This window comes from Mesorhizobium sp. M7A.F.Ca.AU.001.01.1.1 (assembly GCF_004022735.1).
GTDB lineage: Bacteria > Pseudomonadota > Alphaproteobacteria > Rhizobiales > Rhizobiaceae > Mesorhizobium > Mesorhizobium ciceri.
In genome coordinates, this window is the sequence record NZ_RZPF01000012.1 from 1 (window position 1) to 21,924 (window position 21,924).

General features: G+C 62.9%; 21 protein-coding genes. 20 read left to right on the plus strand and 1 reads right to left on the minus strand.

Annotated features, from left to right (window positions below):
- Positions 1-1,148, minus strand: a 1,148-nt coding sequence (locus EN884_RS01810; RefSeq protein ID WP_164894908.1) for a winged helix-turn-helix domain-containing protein, incomplete at its 3' end; no start/stop codon positions are given.
- Between the two features lie 331 nt (positions 1,149-1,479).
- Here EN884_RS01810 and EN884_RS01815 point away from each other — a divergent pair.
- The 20 genes from EN884_RS01815 to EN884_RS01910 form a co-directional block, all read left to right on the plus strand.
- Complete coding sequence (locus EN884_RS01815; protein ID WP_010910112.1) at positions 1,480-1,845, plus strand: NADH-quinone oxidoreductase subunit A; 366 nt, start codon at positions 1,480-1,482, stop codon at positions 1,843-1,845.
- Positions 1,836-2,417 carry an NADH-quinone oxidoreductase subunit B gene (locus tag EN884_RS01820; RefSeq protein WP_013531090.1) on the plus strand — a complete coding sequence of 194 codons (582 nt, stop codon included), beginning with the start codon at positions 1,836-1,838 and terminating at the stop codon, positions 2,415-2,417. Before EN884_RS01815 ends, EN884_RS01820 begins: the two co-directional genes overlap by 10 nt.
- A 4-nt stretch (positions 2,418-2,421) precedes the next feature.
- Positions 2,422-3,024, plus strand: a complete 603-nt coding sequence (locus EN884_RS01825; RefSeq protein WP_013531091.1) for an NADH-quinone oxidoreductase subunit C — start codon at positions 2,422-2,424, stop codon at positions 3,022-3,024.
- The gene (locus EN884_RS01830) at positions 3,025-4,215 is read left to right on the plus strand and encodes an NADH-quinone oxidoreductase subunit D (protein ID WP_024501361.1); all 1,191 of its coding nucleotides are present in this window, start codon (positions 3,025-3,027) and stop codon (positions 4,213-4,215) included.
- Positions 4,216-5,496: an NADH-quinone oxidoreductase subunit E gene (locus EN884_RS01835; protein WP_063168238.1), complete on the plus strand. Its 1,281-nt coding sequence runs from the start codon at positions 4,216-4,218 to the stop codon at positions 5,494-5,496.
- A 10-nt stretch (positions 5,497-5,506) separates the two neighbouring features.
- Positions 5,507-6,811 carry an NADH-quinone oxidoreductase subunit NuoF gene (gene nuoF, locus EN884_RS01840; protein ID WP_013531094.1) on the plus strand — a complete coding sequence of 435 codons (1,305 nt, stop codon included), beginning with the start codon at positions 5,507-5,509 and terminating at the stop codon, positions 6,809-6,811.
- Positions 6,812-6,882: 71 nt separating this feature from the next.
- Positions 6,883-7,572 (plus strand): NADH-ubiquinone dehydrogenase, encoded by a 690-nt coding sequence (locus EN884_RS01845; protein ID WP_063168237.1) that lies wholly within the window; start codon positions 6,883-6,885, stop codon positions 7,570-7,572.
- 73 nt (positions 7,573-7,645) lie between these two features.
- Positions 7,646-9,724, plus strand: coding sequence for an NADH-quinone oxidoreductase subunit NuoG (gene nuoG / locus EN884_RS01850; protein ID WP_128360454.1), 2,079 nt, complete (start codon positions 7,646-7,648; stop codon positions 9,722-9,724).
- Positions 9,725-9,726: 2 nt separating this feature from the next.
- Complete coding sequence (gene nuoH, locus EN884_RS01855) at positions 9,727-10,770, plus strand: NADH-quinone oxidoreductase subunit NuoH (RefSeq protein ID WP_013531097.1); 1,044 nt, start codon at positions 9,727-9,729, stop codon at positions 10,768-10,770.
- A complete protein-coding gene (nuoI, locus tag EN884_RS01860) occupies positions 10,770-11,261 on the plus strand; it encodes an NADH-quinone oxidoreductase subunit NuoI (RefSeq protein ID WP_013531098.1) in 492 nt (163 codons plus the stop codon). The genes nuoH and nuoI overlap by 1 nt, the downstream gene beginning before the upstream one ends.
- 122 nt (positions 11,262-11,383) lie before the next feature.
- Positions 11,384-12,004 carry an NADH-quinone oxidoreductase subunit J gene (locus tag EN884_RS01865; RefSeq protein ID WP_013531099.1) on the plus strand — a complete coding sequence of 207 codons (621 nt, stop codon included), beginning with the start codon at positions 11,384-11,386 and terminating at the stop codon, positions 12,002-12,004.
- A 1-nt stretch (position 12,005) separates the two neighbouring features.
- The gene (nuoK, locus tag EN884_RS01870) at positions 12,006-12,314 is read left to right on the plus strand and encodes an NADH-quinone oxidoreductase subunit NuoK (protein ID WP_010910101.1); all 309 of its coding nucleotides are present in this window, start codon (positions 12,006-12,008) and stop codon (positions 12,312-12,314) included.
- A 10-nt stretch (positions 12,315-12,324) separates the two neighbouring features.
- Positions 12,325-14,298 (plus strand): NADH-quinone oxidoreductase subunit L, encoded by a 1,974-nt coding sequence (gene nuoL, locus EN884_RS01875; protein ID WP_063168236.1) that lies wholly within the window; start codon positions 12,325-12,327, stop codon positions 14,296-14,298.
- Positions 14,298-15,803 (plus strand): NADH-quinone oxidoreductase subunit M, encoded by a 1,506-nt coding sequence (locus EN884_RS01880; protein ID WP_063168235.1) that lies wholly within the window; start codon positions 14,298-14,300, stop codon positions 15,801-15,803. The genes nuoL and EN884_RS01880 overlap by 1 nt, the downstream gene beginning before the upstream one ends.
- Before the next feature lie 18 nt (positions 15,804-15,821).
- Positions 15,822-17,258, plus strand: coding sequence for an NADH-quinone oxidoreductase subunit NuoN (gene nuoN / locus EN884_RS01885; RefSeq protein WP_063168234.1), 1,437 nt, complete (start codon positions 15,822-15,824; stop codon positions 17,256-17,258).
- 5 nt (positions 17,259-17,263) lie between these two features.
- Positions 17,264-18,085, plus strand: coding sequence for a biotin--[acetyl-CoA-carboxylase] ligase (locus tag EN884_RS01890; protein WP_063168233.1), 822 nt, complete (start codon positions 17,264-17,266; stop codon positions 18,083-18,085).
- A gap of 117 nt (positions 18,086-18,202) precedes the next feature.
- On the plus strand, positions 18,203-19,873 hold the full coding sequence (locus EN884_RS01895) for a ribonuclease J (protein ID WP_013531104.1): 1,671 nt from the start codon (positions 18,203-18,205) through the stop codon (positions 19,871-19,873).
- Positions 19,874-19,983: 110 nt separating this feature from the next.
- Complete coding sequence (gene mce / locus EN884_RS01900) at positions 19,984-20,388, plus strand: methylmalonyl-CoA epimerase (RefSeq protein ID WP_063168232.1); 405 nt, start codon at positions 19,984-19,986, stop codon at positions 20,386-20,388.
- Positions 20,385-20,669 (plus strand): DUF1467 family protein, encoded by a 285-nt coding sequence (locus EN884_RS01905; protein ID WP_013531106.1) that lies wholly within the window; start codon positions 20,385-20,387, stop codon positions 20,667-20,669. The genes mce and EN884_RS01905 overlap by 4 nt, the downstream gene beginning before the upstream one ends.
- Positions 20,670-21,301: 632 nt before the next feature.
- On the plus strand, positions 21,302-21,924 hold a 623-nt coding region (locus EN884_RS01910; RefSeq protein WP_348632976.1), incomplete at its 3' end, for an aminoacyl--tRNA ligase-related protein.

Here is a 21,924-nt window from a genome sequence, read left to right on the forward strand (position 1 = left end):
ACTTCGATGCGTTCGAGCCCGAGCCAACCTTGCATCTGCTTCAATTCCTCGAACAGCTCCGCAGCGGTTTCAGGCGGCGCACCGGGCTCGGCATAGGCCGCATGGACCCGCAGTATGCTGGCCGGGCGATCGGCCTTGAGGTCGACGCGTGCCACGATCCTGTCGCCGAGCAGGAACGGCAGGACATAATAGCCATACTGCCGCTTGTCGGCAGGTGTGTAGATCTCGATGCGGTAGTGGAAATCGAACAGCCGCTCGGTGCGCGAGCGCTCGAAGACGACCGGATCGAAGGGTGCCAGCAAGGCGCGGGCCTCGACTTTGCGCGGCAGACGGGCGTCCCGGTGAAGATAGGCCGGCTTGTCCCAGCCTTCGACACGCACCGGCAGCAACTCGCCCGTTTCAACCAGTTCCTCCAACCGGCCTTTCATATCGGCCGGCGACAGGCGGAAATAGTCGCGCAAATCGCTTGAAGTCGCCACGCCGTGGGCGCGGGCGGAAATGCGCAGCAATTCGCGGTGCGCGTCCTCAGGCGTCGGCACCGGCAGATCGAGGATCGCCTGCGGCAGCACGCGCTCGGGCAGGTCATAGAAGCGCTCGAAACCGCGGCGGTGCGCCGTGGTGATGCGGCCGGCCCAGAACAGCCATTCGAAGGCGTGTTTGGCATCGCTCCAGCCCCACCAGCCGCCCGAACCTTTCTGGCCCTCCAGCGCGGAAGCGGCGATCGGGCCGCGCTCGGCGACCTCGCGGTAGATCTCTTCGATGTAGGCGGCGTGCTCGCGGCCCCATTTGGCGAGACCCAGATACATTTCCTCGCCCCGCTCGGCGCGCTGCATGCGCCAGCGCATCAGCGGGTATGTCTCGACCGGCAGGAAGGACGCCTCGTGCGCCCAGTATTCGAAAACCGTGCGCTTACGCGTCACGGCCGCGTTGTCGAGCAGCGAGAACGGGTAGGGGCCAAGGCGCGAATAGAGCGGCATATAATGAGCGCGCACCACCGCGCTGACGGAATCGATCTGCAACAGGCCGGTGCGGGAGAGCGTGCGGGCAAAATGCCGGCGGTCGGGCGTGCCGGTCGGGCGAGGATCGAGGAACCCTTGGGCGGCAAGGGCGATGCGCCGGGCCATCGGGAGCGAGATCTTTTCCTTCATGCAGGTATCACTTTGACGTGTTTTGACCGAGGGTCGAATGGCTGATTCCAACCCATGCTAGCAGGGTTTTGGCAGCATTCATGTCAGGAGAGAAAAGTGGAGTAAAAAGCGAAGGAAATCAAACAGGAGCGGATCGGACCAGTTTGCCGCGATATGCCGTCCAGGTCGATGTTTTGAACAAGGTTTGACTTGCTTCGCTGGAAGTGCTGCGCTAACCCTCGCCGCGTTGCAGCATAGGCCCTTAAAACGGTTCAGCGGTTAAACTGTCACGCTTCCGCATTAGGGTCCGGTGCTGTAATCAACGTGGATTGGCGCCAACGGAAAGCCGAGCATGAACGCACTCTTGAGCTCATACCTGCCCATCGTCCTGTTCATAGGCGTGGCGCTGGTTGTCGGCCTGGCGCTGCTGGCCGCGCCCTTCCTGGTGGCCTACCGCAATCCCGATCCCGAAAAGCTTTCCGCCTACGAGTGCGGTTTCAACTCGTTCGACGACGCCCGCATGAAGTTCGACATCCGTTTCTACCTGGTGTCGATCCTGTTCATCATCTTCGACCTGGAAGTAGCCTTCCTGTTTCCGTGGGCGGTGTCGTTTTCGAAGATCGGCATGCTCGGTTTCTGGTCGATGATGGTTTTTTTGGCGGTGCTGACCATCGGCTTTGCCTATGAATGGAAAAAAGGAGCGCTGGAATGGGATTGAACGACAGTTCAGGCACCCTCGTCGCGCCGAAGCCCAAGGGCATCATCGATCCCAACACCGGCAGGCCGGTGGGGGAGGACGATCCCTTCTTCCTCGAGATCAACAACGAGTTGGCCGACAAGGGCTTTCTGGTCACTTCGACCGAGGCGCTCATCACCTGGGCGCGCAGCGGGTCGCTGATGTTCATGACGTTCGGCCTCGCCTGCTGCGCGGTCGAGATGATCCACACCTCGATGCCGCGCTATGATTCGGAGCGGTTCGGCGTCGCGCCACGCGCGTCTCCGCGCCAGTCCGACATCATGATCGTCGCCGGCACGCTGACCAACAAGATGGCGCCGGCGCTGCGCAAGGTCTACGACCAGATGCCGGAGCCGCGCTACGTCATCTCGATGGGCTCCTGCGCCAATGGCGGCGGCTATTACCACTATTCCTATTCGGTGGTGCGCGGCTGCGACCGCATCGTGCCGGTCGACATCTATGTGCCCGGCTGTCCGCCGAGCGCCGAAGCGCTGCTCTACGGCATTCTTCTCTTGCAGAAGAAGATCCGCCGCACCGGCACGATCGAACGGTAAATCCATGACCGCATCCCTGAGCGAACTGTCGACCTATCTCGGCGAGAAGCTGATCGGCCGCGTGAACGAGGCTGATATCGCCTATGGCGAACTCACCATCCATGTCGAGCCGCGCGATCTGGTCGAGGTGATGACCTTCCTGCGCGACGATGCGCGCTGCCAGTTCATCTCGATCATCGATGTCTGCGGCGCCGACTATCCGTCGCGGGCCAAGCGTTTCGACGTCGTCTATCACCTGTTGTCGCCGAAGCAGAATGTGCGCGTCCGCGTCAAGGTGCAGGCCGACGAGGAAACCATGGTGCCGTCGATCACCGGCGTCTATCCCGGCGCCGACTGGTTCGAGCGCGAGACCTACGATCTCTACGGCGTTTTGTTCTCCGGCCATCCCGACCTGCGCCGCCTGCTGACCGACTATGGCTTCGAAGGCCATCCCTTGCGCAAGGATTTCCCGCTGACCGGCTTCGTCGAGGTGCGCTACGACGACGAGGCCAAGCGCGTTATCTATGAGCCGGTCGAGCTCAAGCAGGAATTCCGCAATTTCGATTTTCTGTCCCCGTGGGAAGGTACGGATTACGTGCTGCCGGGTGACGAGAAGGCAAAGCAGTAAATGGCTGAAACCTCCGTCCGCAACTTCAACATCAATTTCGGCCCGCAACACCCCGCGGCGCACGGCGTTTTGCGCCTTGTGCTGGAGCTGGACGGCGAAGTCGTCGATCGCGTCGATCCGCATATCGGACTGCTGCATCGCGGTACCGAAAAGCTGATCGAAGCCAAAACCTATCTGCAGGCGGTACCCTATCTCGACCGGCTCGACTATTGCGCGCCGATGAACCAGGAACATGCCTTTGCGCTGGCCGCCGAGCGTCTGCTCGGCATCGAGGTGCCGAAGCGTGGCCAGGTGATCCGCGTTCTCTACAGCGAGATCGGCCGCATCATGTCGCACATCCTCAATGTGACGACGCAGGCGATGGACGTCGGTGCGCTGACGCCGCCGCTGTGGGGCTTCGTCGAACGCGAAAAGCTGATGGTGTTCTATGAGCGCGCCTCCGGTTCGCGCATGCATGCCGCTTATTTTCGGCCCGGCGGCGTCCATCAGGACCTGCCGCGTCAACTGGTCGAGGACATCGGCAAGTGGATCGACCCGTTCCTGAAGTCGATCGACGACCTCGACCGGCTGCTGACCGGCAACCGCATCTTCAAGCAGCGCAATGTCGATATTGGCATCGTCTCGCTGGCGGATGCCTGGGCCTGGGGTTTTTCGGGCGTGATGGTGCGTGGCTCGGGTGCAGCCTGGGATCTGCGCAAGTCGCAACCCTATGAATGCTATTCGGAGATGGATTTCGACATTCCGATCGGCAAGAACGGCGACTGCTTCGACCGCTACCTCGTGCGCATGGAAGAAATGCGCCAGTCGGCGAAGATCATGCGCCAGTGCGTCGACCTTTTGCTCGGCAAGGAGAGCACCGGCCCGGTGTCGAACCTCGATGGCAAGGTGGTGCCGCCCAAGCGCCAGGCGATGAAGCGCTCGATGGAAGCGCTGATCCATCACTTCAAGCTCTACACCGAGGGTTATCGCGTGCCGGCCGGCGAGGTTTACGCCGCCGTCGAGGCGCCGAAGGGCGAATTCGGCGTCTATCTGGTCTCCGACGGCTCCAACAAGCCCTACCGCTGCAAGCTGCGCGCGCCGGGTTTCGCGCATCTGCAGGCGATGGATTTCCTCTGCCGCGGCCACATGCTGGCCGACGTCACCGCCGTTCTCGGCTCCCTCGACATCGTGTTTGGTGAGGTCGATCGCTAAATGTCAGTCCGCCGTCTCGCAGAAGCCAGCGTCCAGCCAGCATCCTTCGCCTTCAACCGGGCGAATGCCGCGGCTGCGAAGCAATGGATCAAGAAGTACCCGAAGGGCCGTGAACAGTCGGCCATCATCCCGCTTCTGATGATAGCACAGGAGCAGGAAGGCTGGGTGACGAAGGCGGCGATCGAGACGATCTCCGACATGCTCGGCATGCCCCGCATCCGCGGGCTGGAAGTCGCGACCTTCTACACGCAGTACCAGTTGAATCCGGTCGGCACGCGTGCGCACATCCAGGTCTGCGGCACCACGCCCTGCATGCTGCGCGGTTCGGAAGCGCTGATGGATGTCTGCCGCTCCAAAATCCATCACGACCAGTTCCACACCAACGACAAGGGAACCTTGTCTTGGGAAGAGGTGGAATGCCTCGGTGCCTGCGTCAACGCGCCGATGGTGATGATCTTCAAGGACACGTTCGAGGATCTGACGCCGGAACGCCTGGCTGAAATCATCGATCTCTATGACGCCGGCAAGGGTGCTGCGGTGGAACCGGGGCCGCAGAATGGCCGCACCGGCTCGGAGCCGGCCTCCGGCCTCACCACGCTGAAGAGCGAAAAGGCGATCCTCAAGTCGACCCGCGACAGGGAAGCCAGGGAGGCGGCCAAGGCCGCCAGGGCGGCACCCGACGCGATCGTCGCAGCGCCGGTGCCGGCGCCGGCCGCGGCCCCTGTCGCACCGTCCAACACCAGCAAGCCGAAGACCGACGCCCCTGAAACCAGCCCGGCGCTGAAGACGCCTTCAAAAACCAAGGTCGCGCCGGCGGCTGAAAAGGCGGCGAGTGTTGCCGCTCCACTGCATTCGGCCGCCAATGCCAACAAGGCAGACTCCAAAGTCGAGCAGGTTTCCAAGCAGCGCAGTGGCCCCATCACCAAGGCCGAGCCGGCCTCCGCCTTCAAGGCGCCAGAGGTCAAGGTACCGGCCGCCAAGCCGGCCAAACCGTCGCTCGGGGACAAGAACCGCCCGGCCGGCATCGACAGGCCGGCACAGGTCGATGACCTCAAACTGATCTCCGGCGTCGGCCCCAAGATCGAGGGCATCCTGCATACGCTGGGCATCTTTACCTTCGCGCAGGTCGCGTCGTGGAAGAAGGCCGAACGCGAGTGGGTGGATGGCTATCTCTCTTTCCAGGGCCGCATCGATCGCGACGACTGGGTCAAGCAGGCCAAGGCGCTCGCCAAGGGTGGCGTCGCCGAATACATCCGCGTCTTCGGCAAGAAGCCGGTCTGAGGGACGAAAAATGCTCGGGGATAAAGACCGCATCTTCACCAATATCTACGGCCTGTTCGACAAGTCCTTGGCCGGCGCGATGGCGCGCGGCGCCTGGGATAACACGCCCGGCATCGTCGCCAAGGGCCGCGAGTGGATCGTCAACGAGATGAAGGCGTCGGGCCTGCGCGGCCGTGGCGGCGCCGGCTTCCCGACGGGCCTCAAATGGTCGTTCATGCCCAAGCAGAGCGACGGCCGGCCGAGCTACCTGGTCATCAATGCCGACGAATCGGAGCCCGGCACCTGCAAGGACCGCGACATCCTGCGCAACGACCCGCACACGCTGGTCGAGGGCGCGCTGCTTGCCGGTTTCGCCATGGGTGCGGTTGCCGCCTACATCTATGTGCGCGGCGAGTTCATCCGCGAGCGCGAGGCGCTGCAGCGCGCGATCGAGGAGGCCTATGAGGCCAAGCTGATCGGCAAGAACAACACCTCCGGCTACGATTTCGACATCTACATGCACCACGGCGCCGGCGCCTATATCTGCGGCGAGGAGACAGCGCTCCTCGAAAGCCTCGAAGGCAAGAAGGGCCAGCCGCGGCTGAAGCCGCCATTCCCGGCCAATGTCGGCCTCTATGGCTGCCCGACCACGGTCAACAATGTCGAATCGATCGCGGTTGCGCCGACCATCCTGCGCCGCGGTGCGGCCTGGTTCTCGTCCTTCGGCCGGCCGAACAATGTCGGCACCAAGCTGTTTTGCATCTCCGGCCACGTCAACAATCCGTGCACGGTCGAAGAGGCGATGTCGATCCCGTTCCGCGAACTGATCGAGACGCATTGCGGCGGCATTCGCGGCGGCTGGGACAATCTTTTGGCGGTCATACCGGGCGGCGCTTCGGTGCCGCTGGTGCCGGCCGAGCAGATCATCGACGCGCCGATGGATTTCGACGCGCTGCGCGACCTCAAATCCGGCCTTGGAACCGCGGCTGTCATCGTCATGGACAAGTCGACCGATGTCGTGAAGGCGATCGCGCGGCTTTCCTACTTCTACAAGCACGAGAGCTGCGGCCAGTGCACGCCATGCCGCGAAGGTACCGGCTGGATGTGGCGGGTGATGGAACGGCTGGTGCGCGGCGAGGCGCAGAAGCGCGAGATCGATATGCTGCTCGACGTCACCAAGCAGATCGAAGGCCATACGATCTGCGCGCTGGGCGACGCGGCGGCATGGCCGATCCAGGGCCTGATGCGGCATTTCCGCGGCGAAGTGGAGCGGCGCATCGACGAGTTTTCGCGCAATGCGCACCGGGCCGAGCCTGTGATGGTGGCGGCGGAATAGAAGAACGTTTTACGCGGACGAAAGTCCGCAGCGAAGGGCGGGGCGAACGACGAAACGACCAGGAGAACTCTATGGCGCCGTATTCGAACCCGCTGATGCCCAATTTGGACCAGATCGAGCAGATGAACCAGGACTTGACCAGGATGATGCCGAAGGAGATGGCCAGTGCCGTCAACCTTTTCGTGCATCCTGTGGCGGGTGCGGCCGCGATGTCGGCGCTTGGCCTCGGGCTTGCCAATCATGCTTTTGGCGTCTGGCTGGGCGCGTTTTCAGGCGCGGCAGAAGCCTCGCAACGGCTGCTGCAGCCGATCGTCGATGATTTCGAGGCGCGCGTCGCCCAGTTCGATGAACCGAGTCCTTCCTCCACCAAGGCACGGGCAACGGCGAAAACAATGATCGCCGAGGCGCAGTCCTTCGCGCAGGAAGTCACCGATATTGCCGCCAAGGAAGCCGCCACCATGACGCCGGTGGCAAATGCCGTTCCCGCAACGGGCGGCGTCGGCGATGCGCTGTTGCCCGAGGATTTCAGGCAGCCCAAGGCCATGGAGAAGCCGGCGAAACCGGCGGATCTCAAGGCGATATCCGGCATCGGGCCCAAGCTGGAAAAGGTTCTCAACGGCCTCGGCATCTGGACGTATGCCCAGATCGCGGCATGGACGCCGCAAGAGGTTGCCTGGGTCGAGGACTATCTGTCGCTCGGCGGCCGCATCGGCCGCGACGATTGGACAGCTCAAGCGGCGGCGCTCGCCGTCAAGAAGTGAATGAAGTGCTCGACGTGGTCTCGACCGCGTCCGGAAAAAGAGATTGCGGGAACTCCGCAGGGGTTTGAGGCGAATGGCAAAGCTCAAGGTCGACGGGAAAGAGATCACTGTACCCGACCACTACACGCTGCTGCAGGCGGCGGAAGACGCTGGCGCGGAAGTGCCGCGCTTCTGCTTCCATGAGCGGCTGTCGATCGCCGGCAATTGCCGCATGTGCCTGATCGAGGTGAAGGGCGGGCCGCCCAAGCCGCAGGCTTCCTGCGCCATGAACGTGCGCGACCTGCGTCCCGGCCCGAATGGCGAGGCGCCGGAAATCTTCACCAACACGCCGATGGTCAAGAAGGCCAGGGAAGGCGTGATGGAGTTCCTGCTGATCAACCATCCGCTGGATTGCCCGATCTGCGACCAGGGCGGCGAATGCGACCTGCAGGACCAGGCGATGGCTTTCGGCGTCGATTCCTCGCGCTATCACGAGAACAAGCGCGCGGTCGAAGACAAATACATCGGACCGCTGGTGAAGACGGTGATGAACCGCTGCATTCACTGCACGCGCTGCGTCCGCTTCACCACCGAAGTCGCCGGCATTTCCGAACTGGGCCTGATCGGCCGTGGCGAGGATGCCGAGATCACCACCTATCTCGAACAGGCGATGACCTCGGAGCTGCAGGGCAATGTCATCGACCTTTGCCCGGTCGGCGCGCTGACCTCGAAGCCATTCGCCTTCCAGGCGCGGCCGTGGGAGCTGACCAAGACCGAATCCATCGACGTGATGGATGCGGTCGGCTCGGCGATCCGCGTCGATAGCCGGGGCCGCGAAGTGATGCGCATCCTGCCGCGCGTCAACGAGGCGGTGAACGAGGAGTGGATCTCCGACAAGACCCGCTTCATCTGGGACGGCCTGCGCACGCAGCGCCTTGACCGCCCCTATGTGCGCAAGGACGGCAGGCTGGTTGCTGCCAGCTGGGCCGAGGCCTTCGCCGCGATCAAGGACGCGGTGTCGAAGACGGCGCCCGAAAAGATCGGCGCTATCGCGGGCGATCTCGCCGCCGTCGAAGAAACCTATGCGCTCAAGCTGCTGATGGCTTCGCTCGGCTCGAAGAATACCGATTGCCGCCAGGATGGCGCCGCACTCGATCCGGCGCTGGGCCGTGCGAGCTATATCTTCAACCCGACCATCGAAGGCATCGAGCAGGCCGATGCGGTGCTGATCATCGGCGCCAACCCACGTTATGAAGCCTCGGTGCTCAATGCGCGCATCCGCAAGCGCTGGCGGACCGGCAATCTGCCGGTCGGCGTCATCGGCGATGTCGGCGATACCCGCTACGATTACGAACAGCTGGGCGCCGGGCCGGATTCGCTTGGGGATTTGGCCAACGGCAATGGCAAGTTCTTCCAGACGCTGAAGAAGGCGACACACCCGCTGATCATCGTGGGACAGGGCGCGCTGGCGCGTGCCGATGGCGCGGCCGTGCTCGGTCAGGCGGCCAAGCTCGCGGCCGCCGTCAACGCTGCTCGCGCAGACTGGAACGGCTTTGCCGTGCTGCACAATGCGGCCGGGCGCGTCGGCGGTCTCGATCTCGGCTTCGTGCCGGGCGAGGGCGGCAGAAACGTTGCCGGCATGCTGGGCGAAATGGAGCTCTTGTTCCTGCTCGGCGCCGACGAGATCGACATGGCCAAGACCGGCGGCGCCTTCGTCTATATCGGCACGCATGGCGACCAGGGCGCGCACCGCGCCAATGTCATCCTGCCGGCGGCCGCCTACACGGAAAAATCGGCCACCTATGTCAACACCGAAGGGCGTGTGCAGCAGACCAACCGCGCCGGCTTCGCGCCGGGCGAGGCGCGCGAGGACTGGGCGATCCTGCGGGCGCTGTCGGATGTGCTGGGCAAGAAACTGCCGTTCGATTCGCTGCCGCAGCTGCGCGCCAAGCTTTATGGCGAATACCCGCATCTGGCCCGTATCGACCAGGTCGCGGCCGGCAATGCCGAGGATATCGCCGAGGTGGCGAAGCTCGGCGGACGGCTGAACAAGGGCACCTTCACCTCGCCGGTGAAGGATTTCTACCTGACCAACCCGATCGCGCGGGCATCGGCCGTGATGGCGGAATGCTCGGCACTGGCCAAGAGCGGCTTCAAGCAGGCGGCGGAATAAGCATGGACACTTTCTTCTCCTTCTACGTGCTGCCGGCGCTGCTGATCCTGTTGAAGTCAGTCGTGCTGATCGTCGTTCTTTTGATCTTCGTCGCCTACATCCTCTACGCCGACCGCAAGATCTGGGCGGCGGTGCAATTGCGCCGTGGCCCGAACGTCGTCGGCCCCTGGGGCACGCTGCAGGCTTTCGCCGATCTGTTGAAGTTCGTCTTCAAGGAGCCGGTCATCCCGTCCGGCGCCAACAAGGGCGTGTTTCTGCTGGCGCCGCTGGTGTCGGCCGTGCTGGCGATCTCGGCCTGGGCGGTCATCCCGGTCAGCCACGGCTGGGCGATCGCCAACGTCAATGTCGGCATCCTCTATGTCTTCGCCATCTCCTCGCTCGAGGTCTACGGCGTGATCATGGGCGGCTGGGCGTCGAACTCGAAATATCCGTTCCTCGGCGCGCTGCGCTCGGCCGCGCAGATGGTGTCCTACGAAGTCTCGATCGGCTTCGTCATCGTCACCGTTCTGCTCACCGCCGGCTCGCTCAACCTCACCGATATCGTGCTGTCGCAGCATGATGGAATTGGTACGCGGCTTGGCCTGCCCAACACCTTCCTCGACTGGAACTGGCTGGCGCTGTTCCCGATGTTCATCATCTTCTTCATCTCGGCGCTGGCCGAGACGAACCGCCCGCCCTTCGATCTGGTCGAAGCCGAATCGGAACTGGTCGCCGGCCACATGGTCGAATATTCGTCGACCCCGTTCCTTTTGTTCTTCCTCGGCGAGTATGTCGCCATCGTGCTGATGTGCGCGCTGGCCACCATCCTGTTCCTCGGCGGCTGGCTGCCTCCGTTCGACTTCGCGCCGTTCACCTGGGTGCCGGGCGTCATCTGGTTCGTGCTGAAAGTCTGCTTCGTGTTCTTCGGCATCTCCATGGTGAAGGCCTTCGTGCCGCGCTACCGCTACGACCAATTGATGCGGCTTGGCTGGAAAGTGTTCCTGCCGATCTCGCTGTTCATGGTGGTCGCCACCGCGGCCTTCCTCAAGATCACGGGGTTTGCGTGATGTCCGCTCTTTCCCAAGCCGCCAAATCGCTGCTGCTGCAGGATTTCGTCAGCGCCTTCTTCCTGTCGATGCGCCAGTTCTTCGCGCCGAAGGAGACGATCAACTATCCGCACGAGAAGGGGCCAACCAGCCCGCGCTTCCGCGGCGAGCATGCGTTGCGCCGTTACCCGAACGGCGAGGAACGCTGCATCGCCTGCAAATTGTGCGAGGCGATCTGCCCCGCGCAGGCCATCACCATCGAGGCCGGCCCGCGCCGCAATGACGGCACGCGCCGCACGGTGCGCTACGACATCGACATGGTGAAGTGCATCTATTGCGGCTTCTGCCAGGAAGCCTGCCCGGTCGACGCCATCGTCGAGGGGCCGAATTTCGAGTTCGCGACGGAGACGCGCGAGGAACTCTACTACGACAAGGACAGACTGTTGGCGAATGGCGACCGGTGGGAGCGCGAGCTGGCGCGCAACATCTCGCTGGACTCGCCCTACCGCTGATATTTGACGCATGGACGGGGCGAGGGGCCTCGTCTAAGGACACAACGAAACTTGCGGCCTGAGGCGGCAAACATCGAAACAGGACGGTTGTCCTGTTTGTACAGGAACCCGGGGGATCCCCAATGTTGAGTGGACTAGAGGCGGCCTTTTTCTACCTCTTCGCCTTTGTCGCGGTGGCATCGGCGTTCATGGTCATTTCGTCGCGCAACCCCGTGCATTCGGTGCTGTTCCTGATCCTGACCTTCTTCAACGCCGCCGGCCTGTTCATGCTGACCGGCGCCGAGTTCCTGGCGATGATCCTGCTCGTCGTCTATGTCGGCGCGGTGATGGTTCTGTTCCTGTTCGTCGTCATGATGCTCGACGTCGATTTCGCCGAACTGAAGAGCGGCGCCCTGCAATATGCGCCGATCGGCGCGCTGGTCGGGCTGATCCTGGCGGCGGAGCTGATCGTGGTTCTCGGCGGCTACACCTTCGCGCCGCAGCTCGCTTCGACGGTCTCCAAGCCCATTCCGGATCTTGCCACGCGGACCAATACCGCCGCGCTCGGCGACATCCTCTATACGGACTACCTCTACTACTTCCAGATTTCGGGCCTCGTGCTGCTGGTCGCCATGATCGGCGCCATCGTGCTGACGCTGCGCCACAAGCCAGGCGTCAAGCGGCAGTCGATCGCAGCCCAGGTCGGCCGCACACCGGCGACCGGCATGGAAATCCGCAAGGTCAAGACAGGCGAGGGACTCTGAGATGGTTGTCGGCATCGCACATTATCTGACCGTATCGGCTGTTCTGTTCACGCTCGGCGTGTTCGGCATCTTCCTGAACCGCAAGAACGTCATCGTCATCCTGATGTCGGTCGAGCTGATCCTGCTGGCGGTCAACATCAACTTCGTCGCCTTTTCGGCAGCACTCGGCGATCTGGTCGGCCAGGTGTTCGCGCTGTTCGTGCTGACGGTCGCGGCGGCCGAAGCCGCCATCGGACTTGCCATTCTCGTCGTCTTCTTCCGCAACCGCGGCTCGATCGCGGTCGAAGACGTGAACATGATGAAGGGTTGACGGAACCACCATGTATCAGGCCATCGTCTTCCTTCCCCTGCTCGGCTTCCTGATCGTCGGCCTGTTCGGCACGTCGCTCGGCGCCAAGGCGTCCGAATACATCACCTCGGGTTTCCTGGTGATCGCGGCCGTGCTGTCGTGGGTCGCGTTCTTCACCGTCGGTTTCGGCCATGGCGAGGTGTTCACCGTGCCCGTGCTGCGCTGGATACAGTCGGGTGGGCTGGAAGCGTCCTGGGCGCTGCGGATCGACACGCTGACGGTGGTCATGCTGGTGGTGGTCAACACCGTGTCGGCGCTGGTCCACATCTATTCGATCGGCTACATGCACCACGATCCGAACCGGCCGCGCTTCTTCGCTTATCTGTCGCTGTTCACCTTCGCCATGCTGATGCTGGTGACGGCGGACAACCTCGTGCAGATGTTTTTCGGCTGGGAAGGGGTGGGGCTGGCGTCCTATCTGCTGATCGGCTTCTGGTACAAGAAGCCGTCGGCCAATGCCGCGGCAATCAAGGCCTTTGTCGTCAACCGCGTCGGCGATTTCGGCTTCGCGCTCGGCATCTTCGGCGTGTTCGTGCTGTTCGGCTCGGTCAATCTGGGCACCATCTTCGCCAATGCGGCGACGTTCATCCCGGCCGAAGGTGCACCGCAGGGTGCCGCGGTGCTGACTTTCCTTGGCCATGCGCTGGACAAGCAGGCGGCCATGACGATCGTCTGCCTGCTCCTGTTCATGGGCGCCATGGGCAAGTCGGCGCAAGTGCCGCTGCACACCTGGCTGCCGGACGCCATGGAAGGCCCGACGCCGGTTTCGGCCCTGATCCATGCCGCCACCATGGTGACGGCGGGCGTGTTCATGCTGGCGCGGTTGTCGCCGCTGTTCGAACTGTCGCATTCGGCGCTGACGGTCGTGACCTTCATCGGTGCCTTCACGGCCTTCTTCGCGGCCACCGTCGGTCTCGTCCAGAACGACATCAAGCGCGTCATCGCCTATTCGACCTGCTCGCAGCTCGGTTACATGTTCGTGGCGCTCGGCGTCGGCGCCTATGGCGCGGCGATCTTCCACCTGTTCACGCATGCCTTCTTCAAGGCGCTGCTGTTCCTCGGCTCGGGCTCGGTCATCCACGCCGTGTCCGACGAGCAGGACATGCGCAATATGGGCGGCCTCAGGAAACTGATCCCGACCACCTACTGGATGATGGTGATCGGCACGCTGGCGCTGACCGGCGTCGGCATTCCGGTGACGGTCATCGGCACCGCCGGCTTCTTCTCCAAGGACGCCATCATCGAGAGCGCCTTTGCCGGCCACAATTCGGTTGCCGGCATGGCCTTCGTGCTTTTGGTCATCGCCGCCTGCTTCACCTCCTTCTACTCCTGGCGGCTGATCTTCATGACCTTCCACGGCAAGCCGCGGGCGAGCCATGAGGTCATGCACCATGTCCATGAATCGCCGCCGGTGATGCTGGTGCCGCTGTTCATCCTGGCTGCGGGTGCGCTGTTTGCCGGCGTCATCTTCCACAACGCCTTCATCGGCGAGGGCTATGCCGAGTTCTGGAAGGCATCGCTGTTCACATTGCCTGACAATCACATCCTGCACGACATCCACGAATTGCCGCTGTGGGTCGAACTGTCGCCCTTCATCGCCATGCTGATCGGCTTCGCGCTGGCCTGGAAATTCTACATCCGCTCGCCGGAAATGCCGGTCAACCTGGCCGCGCAGCATCGCGGGCTCTACGCCTTCCTGCTCAACAAGTGGTATTTCGACGAGCTCTACGACTTCCTGTTCGTGCGGCCCGCCAAGCGCCTTGGCCATTTCCTGTGGAAGACCGGCGACGGCACCGTCATCGACGGCCTCGGCCCCGACGGTATCTCGGCGCGTGTCGTCGATGTCACCAACCGCGTCGTCAAGCTGCAGACCGGCTATCTCTACCACTACGCCTTCGCCATGCTGATCGGCGTTGCCGCACTCGTCACCTGGATGATGCTCTGATGACCGCCTGGCCAATCCTCTCGCTGGTCACCTTCCTGCCGCTGGTTGGTGTGCTGCTTATCCTGTTCATCAATGACGACAGCGAAAATGCACGCCGCAACATCCGCGCCATCGCGCTGTTGACGACGACTTTCACGTTCATCATCTCGCTGTTCATCTGGACCGGATTCGACAATTCGCAGTCCGGCTTCCAGTTCGTCGAGAAGGTCGCCTGGCTCGATTCCGGCATTTCCTACCATATGGGCGTCGACGGCATCTCGATGCTGTTCGTCATCCTGACGACCTTCCTGATGCCGCTCTGCATCCTGGCCTCGTGGGAATCGATCGAGAAGCGCGTCAAGGCCTACATGATTGCCTTCCTGCTGCTCGAAACGCTGATGATCGGCGTGTTCTGCGCGCTGGACATCGTGCTGTTCTACGTCTTCTTCGAAGCCGGCCTGATCCCGATGTTCATCATCATCGGCGTCTGGGGCGGCAAGCGGCGCGTCTACGCCTCGTTCAAGTTCTTCCTCTACACGCTCGCCGGTTCGGTGCTGATGCTGCTCGCCATCATGGCGATGTTCTTCCAGTCCGGAACAACCGACATCCCGACGCTGCTGACCCACAACTTCCCGGCCAACATGCAGACCTGGCTATGGCTTGCCTTCTTCGCCTCCTTCGCGGTGAAGATGCCGATGTGGCCGGTGCACACATGGCTGCCCGACGCGCACGTCGAGGCGCCGACGGCGGGCTCCGTCATCCTGGCCGGCATCCTGTTGAAAATGGGCGGGTACGGCTTCCTGCGCTTCTCCTTGCCGATGTTCCCGCTGGCGTCGGAAATGTTCGCGCCGCTGGTCTTCGCGCTGTCCGTCGTCGCCATCATCTACACCTCGCTGGTGGCGCTGATGCAGGAGGACATGAAGAAGCTGATCGCCTATTCGTCGGTTGCTCATATGGGCTTCGTCACCATGGGCATCTTCGCCATGAACCAGGAAGGCGTGCAGGGCGCGATCTTCCAGATGCTCAGCCACGGCCTCGTCTCCGGCGCGCTGTTCCTGTGCGTCGGCGTCATCTACGACCGCATGCACACACGTGAGATCGCGGCCTATGGCGGGCTGGTCAACAACATGCCGAAATACGCCACGGTGTTCCTGATCTTCACCATGGCCAATGTCGGCCTGCCCGGTACCAGCGGCTTCGTCGGCGAGTTCCTGACCATGCTCGGCGTGTTCCGGGTCAACACATGGGTGGCGTTCTTCGCCGCCACCGGCGTCATCCTGTCGGCCGCCTACGCGCTCTGGCTCTACCGCCGGGTGATCTTCGGCGCACTGACCAAGGAGAGCCTTAAGGGACTGCTCGACCTGTCGCCGCGCGAGAAGGTGATCATCTACCCGCTGGTCGTGCTGGTCATCTTCTTCGGCGTCTATCCCGCCCCGGTCTTCGACGCGACGGCCCAATCGGTCAAGTCGCTCGTCACCAATGTCACTGCATCCATCGGCACCGCGCAGACCGCGGCGGCGAACTGACCAGAGGTTTTGCGAACCATGACGCCGGACCTTCTCTCCAGCCTGTCGCTCTCGACGCCAGAGCTGATCCTTGCCGTCGGCGCGCTGGCGCTGCTGATGGTCGGAGCCTGTTCGCGCGCCAACACGGCCAACACGGTAACCGGCCTTGCGGTTGCCGTGCTGGCGATCGCGGGCGCCTGGCTGATCTTCCGAACCGGGCAGGGCAGCGCTTATGGCAATGCCTTCATCCAGGATTCCTTCGGCCGCTTCATGAAGGTGCTGGCACTGGTTGGCTCGGCGGTGACGCTGGTGATGTCGATGCGCTTCGCCAAGGCGGAGCGTTTCGACAAGTTCGAATATCCGGTGCTGATCCTGCTGTGCACGCTCGGCATGATGCTGATGATCTCGGCCAACAGCATGATCGGCCTCTATCTCGGCCTCGAGCTGCAGTCGCTGGCGATCTATGTGCTGTGCGCGATCAACCGCGACAATCTGCGCTCGACCGAAGCGGGCCTCAAATATTTCGTTCTCGGTGCGCTGTCGTCGGGCATGCTGCTCTATGGCATCAGCCTGGTCTACGGCTACACCGGCAACACCGGCTTCCAGGAAATCGCCACGGCACTCGGCAGCGGCGAGCGCCAGCTTGGCCTCGTTTTCGGCCTCGTCTTCGTGCTGGCCGGCCTTGCCTTCAAGATTTCCGCGGTGCCGTTCCACATGTGGACGCCTGACGTCTATGAGGGCGCGCCGACTCCGGTGACGGCCTTCCTGGCGGCGGCGCCGAAAATGGCGGCGATGGCACTGATCGTGCGCGTCACCATGGGCGCGTTCAAGCCAATCGCCGCCGACTGGCAGCAGATCATCGTCTTCATCTCGATCGCCTCGATGGCACTCGGCTCCTTCGCCGCAATCGGGCAGACCAACATCAAGCGCCTGATGGCCTATTCCTCGATTGGCCATATGGGTTACGCGCTGGTCGGCCTTGCCGCCAACAGCCAGGCCGGCGTGCGCGGCGTTGCCATCTACATGCTGATCTATCTGGTGATGACGCTCGGCACCTTCGCCTTCATCCTCGCCATGCGGCGCAAGGAAGGCAATGTCGAGCAGATCAGCGACCTGGCCGGCCTGTCGTCGACCAATCCGGTCATGGCGACGATCCTGACCATCCTGATGTTCTCACTCGCCGGCATTCCACCGCTCGCCGGCTTCTGGGGGAAATGGTACGTCTTCCTCGCCGCCATCAACGCCAATCTCTACGCGCTGGCGATCATCGGCGTGCTGGCCTCGGTGGTGGGCGCCTATTACTATTTGCGCATCATCAAGATCATGTGGTTCGACGAACCGGTCGGCGGCTTCGTGCCGATGGCGACGGAATTGCGTGTCGTGCTCGGCGTCTCCGGCGCCTTCGTGCTGTTCTACGTGTTGATCGGTGGGCCGATCGGCACCTATGCCGAAGCCGCCGCCAAGACGTTTTTCTAGACGGCATGGCATTTCGGCTGGCTCCAACCTCGGCGTCGGAAGGGTTCCGGCTCGAGGCGCATGAGAGCGTCGGCTCCACCAATGCGCTGGCACTGGACCACGCAAGGGCAGGCGACGCCGGCAAATTGTGGGTCGTTTCCAAGAAGCAGGAAAGCGGGCGTGGCCGGCGCGGCCGCGTCTGGGCGACCCCGGAAGGCAACCTGGCGGCGACGCTGCTCGTCATCACCAAGGCAGAGCTTCGCCTTGCCGCGACATTGGGCTTCGTCGCAGGACTGGCGCTGGCCGATGCACTCGATGCCGTGGTGCCGAAGGGCCGGATCGCCATTGGCCTCGACGGTGGCAGCGAAGGAAAAAACCGTTTCGAGCTGAAATGGCCGAACGACGTGCTTGCCTCCGGCGCCAAGCTGGCCGGCATCCTGCTGGAATCGGCAATCCTCGAGGGCGGCCGTTTCGGAGTGGCGGTCGGCATCGGCGTCAATGTGGTGGCATACCCTGAGGATTTGCCGTATCCCGCAACTTCCTTGCGCGCGCTGGGCGCGGCATGCGATGCGGAAACACTGTTCCTGGCGCTGTCGGATGCCTGGAGCGAGAATGCCCGATTGTGGGATGAGGGGCGCGGACTTGCCGCCGTCAGGCGACGGTGGCTTGATCGTGCCGCGGGGCTCGGCGGCGAGGTTGCCGTCAGAATTGACGGTAATGTGGTGCGCGGGGTGTTTGAGACCATTGACGAGGACTGCCGTTTCGTGATCCGCGACGATGAAGGTTCGGTTCGGACGATCGCCGCCGGCGATGTGCATTTCGGCGCGGTCGCTTCGGCCAGGGCATAGGGCCGTTCATGAACGGTTCTAACTGTTTGTTTTTGCGCAACTCCGGTGGGAAAACCGTTACACACTTTTCCCGGAATTGCTTTTGAGCTTGGCCTGAGGGCCAGGAAGGGAAAAATCATGGCGAAAGCGGAAAACGCCGAACTCGTCTTCGTGCCGCTCGGCGGCGTCGGCGAGATCGGCATGAACTTCGCTCTTTACGGCTACGGGCCGCCCAGCGCGCGCGAATGGATCGTCATCGATGTCGGAGTGACCTTCCCCGATGCCAGCCTGCCGGGCGTCGACCTGGTGCTGCCCGACACACGCTTCATCGAGGAGAACCTCGCCAATCTGCGCGGCATCATCATCACGCATGCGCATGAAGACCATTACGGCGCGCTGCTCGACACATGGCCGAAGCTGAAGGCGCCGGTCTGGATGACGCCGTTCAGCGCCGGCCTGCTGGAAGCCAAGCGGCAAGGCGAGCAGGGCGCACCGAAAATACCGGTCACGATCTACCGGGCGGGCGAGAAATTCACCGTCGGCCCCTTCGAGATCGAAGCCATTCCGGTCGCGCACTCGATTCCCGAGCCGATGTCGCTGGCGATCACCTCGCCGGCAGGCACCGTCATCCATACCGGTGACTGGAAGATCGATCCGGAGCCGACGATCGGGCCGAAGACCGACGAGGCGCGTTTCCGCGCCTATGGCGACAAGGGCGTTCTGGCGCTGATCTGCGATTCGACCAATGCGCTGCGCGAAGGCGAGTCGCCTTCGGAAGTGGCTGTGGGCGAGGGCCTCAAGGGCGTCATCCAGGCTGCCAAGGGCCGTGTCGCCGTCACCACGTTCTCCTCCAATGTCGGACGTATCGTCTCGATCGCCAAAGCGGCGCGCGATGCCGGACGCCAGTGCCTGGTGCTTGGCCGTTCGCTGAAGCGGGTCATCGATGTGGCCGGAGAACTCGGCTACATGGACGGTCTGCCGGAGTTCATCGCCGAGGAGGATTTTGGTTTCATCCCGCGCGAAAACCTGGTCATCATCTGCACCGGCAGCCAGGGCGAGCCGCTGGCCGCACTGGCCAAGCTGTCGCGCGAAGAGATGAAGTCGGTGTCGCTGACGGCAGGCGACACGGTGGTGTTTTCCTCGCGTACGATTCCCGGCAACGAGAAGGCGATCCTCGAGATCAAGAACCGTCTCATCGACCTCGGCGTCAAGATCATCGAGGACGGCGATGCGCTGGTGCATGTCTCCGGCCATCCGCGGCGCAGCGAATTGCGCAAGATGTATGAATGGGTGCGCCCGCAGATCGGCGTTCCCGTGCATGGCGAGGCGGCACATCTGGTGGCGCAGGGCTCGCTGATGTCGACATCGGGCATCGGCCAGGTGGCGCAGGTGCGCGACGGCGACATGCTCAGGCTTGCTCCCGGCCCAGCCACCATCATGGATCAGGTGCCGTTCGGCCGTATCTACAAGGATGGCAGACTGATCGGCACCGATCAGGCGATGGGCATCCGCGACCGGCGCAAATTGTCCTTTGCCGGCCACGTGGCGGTCAATGTCGTGCTGGACGACAAATATGAGCTTGCCGGCGACCCCGATCTGGTCGCCATCGGCGTCGCCGAGGCCGATGGCCGTGGCGAGTCGCTGGAAGATCTGATGATCGATGCGGCAATCGGCGCGGTGGACTCGATCCCCCGTCAGCGCCGAAAAGACCTCGACCTGGTGCAGGAAGCAGTGCGGCGCGCCGTGCGCGGCGCCGCCAACGAAGCCTGGGGCAAGAAGCCGCTGGTGACGGTGTTCGTCACTCGCTGAGGGGAGTGGGGCAGTAAGGGAGTAGGGCAGTAGGGATTTCGATACGAGGCAGGTCAGCTTTTCCCCTATTGCCATACTGCCCTATTGCCATACTGCCCTGAGGAAAACCTATGCTCGGACGTCTGAACCATGTCGCGCTTGCCGTGCCGGATCTGGCTGCTGCCGTAGCGGCCTACCGCAACACGCTCGGCGCGGAGGTTACGGCGCCGCAGGCACTGCCGGAGCACGGGGTGACGGTGGTGTTCGTCAATGTCGGCAACACCAAGGTCGAACTTCTGGAGCCTTTGGGCGAGGGATCGCCGATCGCCGCCTTCCTGGAGAAGAACCCCTCCGGCGGCATGCATCACCTTTGCTATGAGGTCGACGACATCCTGGCCGCGCGCGATCAGCTCAAGGCCGCCGGCGCCCGCGTGCTGGGCGACGGCAATCCGAAGATCGGCGCGCACGGCAAGCCGGTGCTGTTCCTGCATCCGAAGGATTTCTTCGGCACGCTGATCGAACTGGAGCAATCATGAGCTGGGTTTCGTTCACCGCCCTGTTTTTCGCGACCTGGTGGGTGGTGCTGTTCGCCGTGCTGCCGTTCAGCGTGAGGACGCAGGACGACGATCACGACGTGACGCTCGGCACGGTTCCGAGCGCGCCGCGTGGGCCTCACATGCTACGCGCCGTGATCCGCACCACCATCGCCACCGCGATCCTGATGGGCATTTTCTATGGCCTGACGCATGGGCTGGGATACAGCCTCAACGACATCCCGCACATCGTGCCGGAATTCAGCCAGACGCCGGCTAAATAGACTGTCCAGCGACGGCGTTTTCATATGTCGGACCGGGCGGGTTTCGGCGGGGAACGTCGTGCCGTTTTGCGGCCTGACGAGCGCTGACGCTGGGTAAGGTGGTTTGGCAACGCGTTGCGCTAAGCAGATGATTGCACAAAAAAAATGCAAGGCACGAGGCCTTGCAATTTAAACGCGTCCGATCTGTTTCCGGTTTCCGGCGGCAGCGAGTAACCGCGCCTAGATCGCATCCTCCCAAGACTTTGACCGCGTAGGAGAGCAGATTTTTTTCTGCCCTCTCGGTTATCGAGGTACATTAGCCTAAGGCGAATGAAAATGTCACGAAGAATTTTGCCTTGAAACGGGCATTCTCGTGCTGCACTGCACAATAGTGTGGCAGGCGTTGCTTGGCGAACGATCACCAAGACGCGCACAGTGACCGGGAGGCCTTGCAGCGCCATGGGTCTTCTGGACGGGCGAACGGCGGTGCGACGCTTCTGATCCCGGCTACCCATGTTTTTTGGAAATCGATTCCGCTTTTCGGGCCGAAGCGTCCGGGTTCCCATTCCGCCTTGAAATGGCTATGAAGCCGGGTCAAGCAAGCCAAAGTCGCGCCGATTCTGACGCGACCCTCCTCACTCACGGACCTGCCCATGCGTTTGTCGCGCTATTTCCTGCCGATCCTCAAAGAAAATCCGCGCGAGGCCGAGATCGTCTCGCACCGGCTGATGCTGCGCGCCGGCATGATCCGCCAGCAGGGGCAGGGCAGTTTCTCGTGGCTGCCGCTCGGCAAGCGGGTGCTGGACAAGGTATGCCGCATCATCCGCGAGGAGCAGGATCGCGCCGGTGCGCTGGAAATCCTGATGCCGACCATCCAGTCGGCCGATCTGTGGCGCGAAAGCGGCCGCTATGACGACTACGGCAAGGAGATGCTGCGCATCAAGGACCGGCAGGACCGCGACATGCTCTACGGCCCCACCAATGAGGAAGTGGTCACCGAGATCGTCCGCGCCTATGTGAAGTCCTACAAGGACCTGCCGCTCAATCTCTACCACATCCAGTGGAAGTTCCGCGACGAAGTGCGGCCGCGCTTCGGCGTCATGCGGTCGCGCGAGTTCCTGATGAAGGACGCCTATTCCTTCGACCTCGACTTCGAAGGCGCCAAGGCGGCCTACAACAGGATGTTCGTGTCCTATCTCCGGACTTTTACGCGCATGGGGCTGCAGGCTATACCGATGCGGGCCGACACCGGGCCGATCGGCGGCGATCTCAGCCA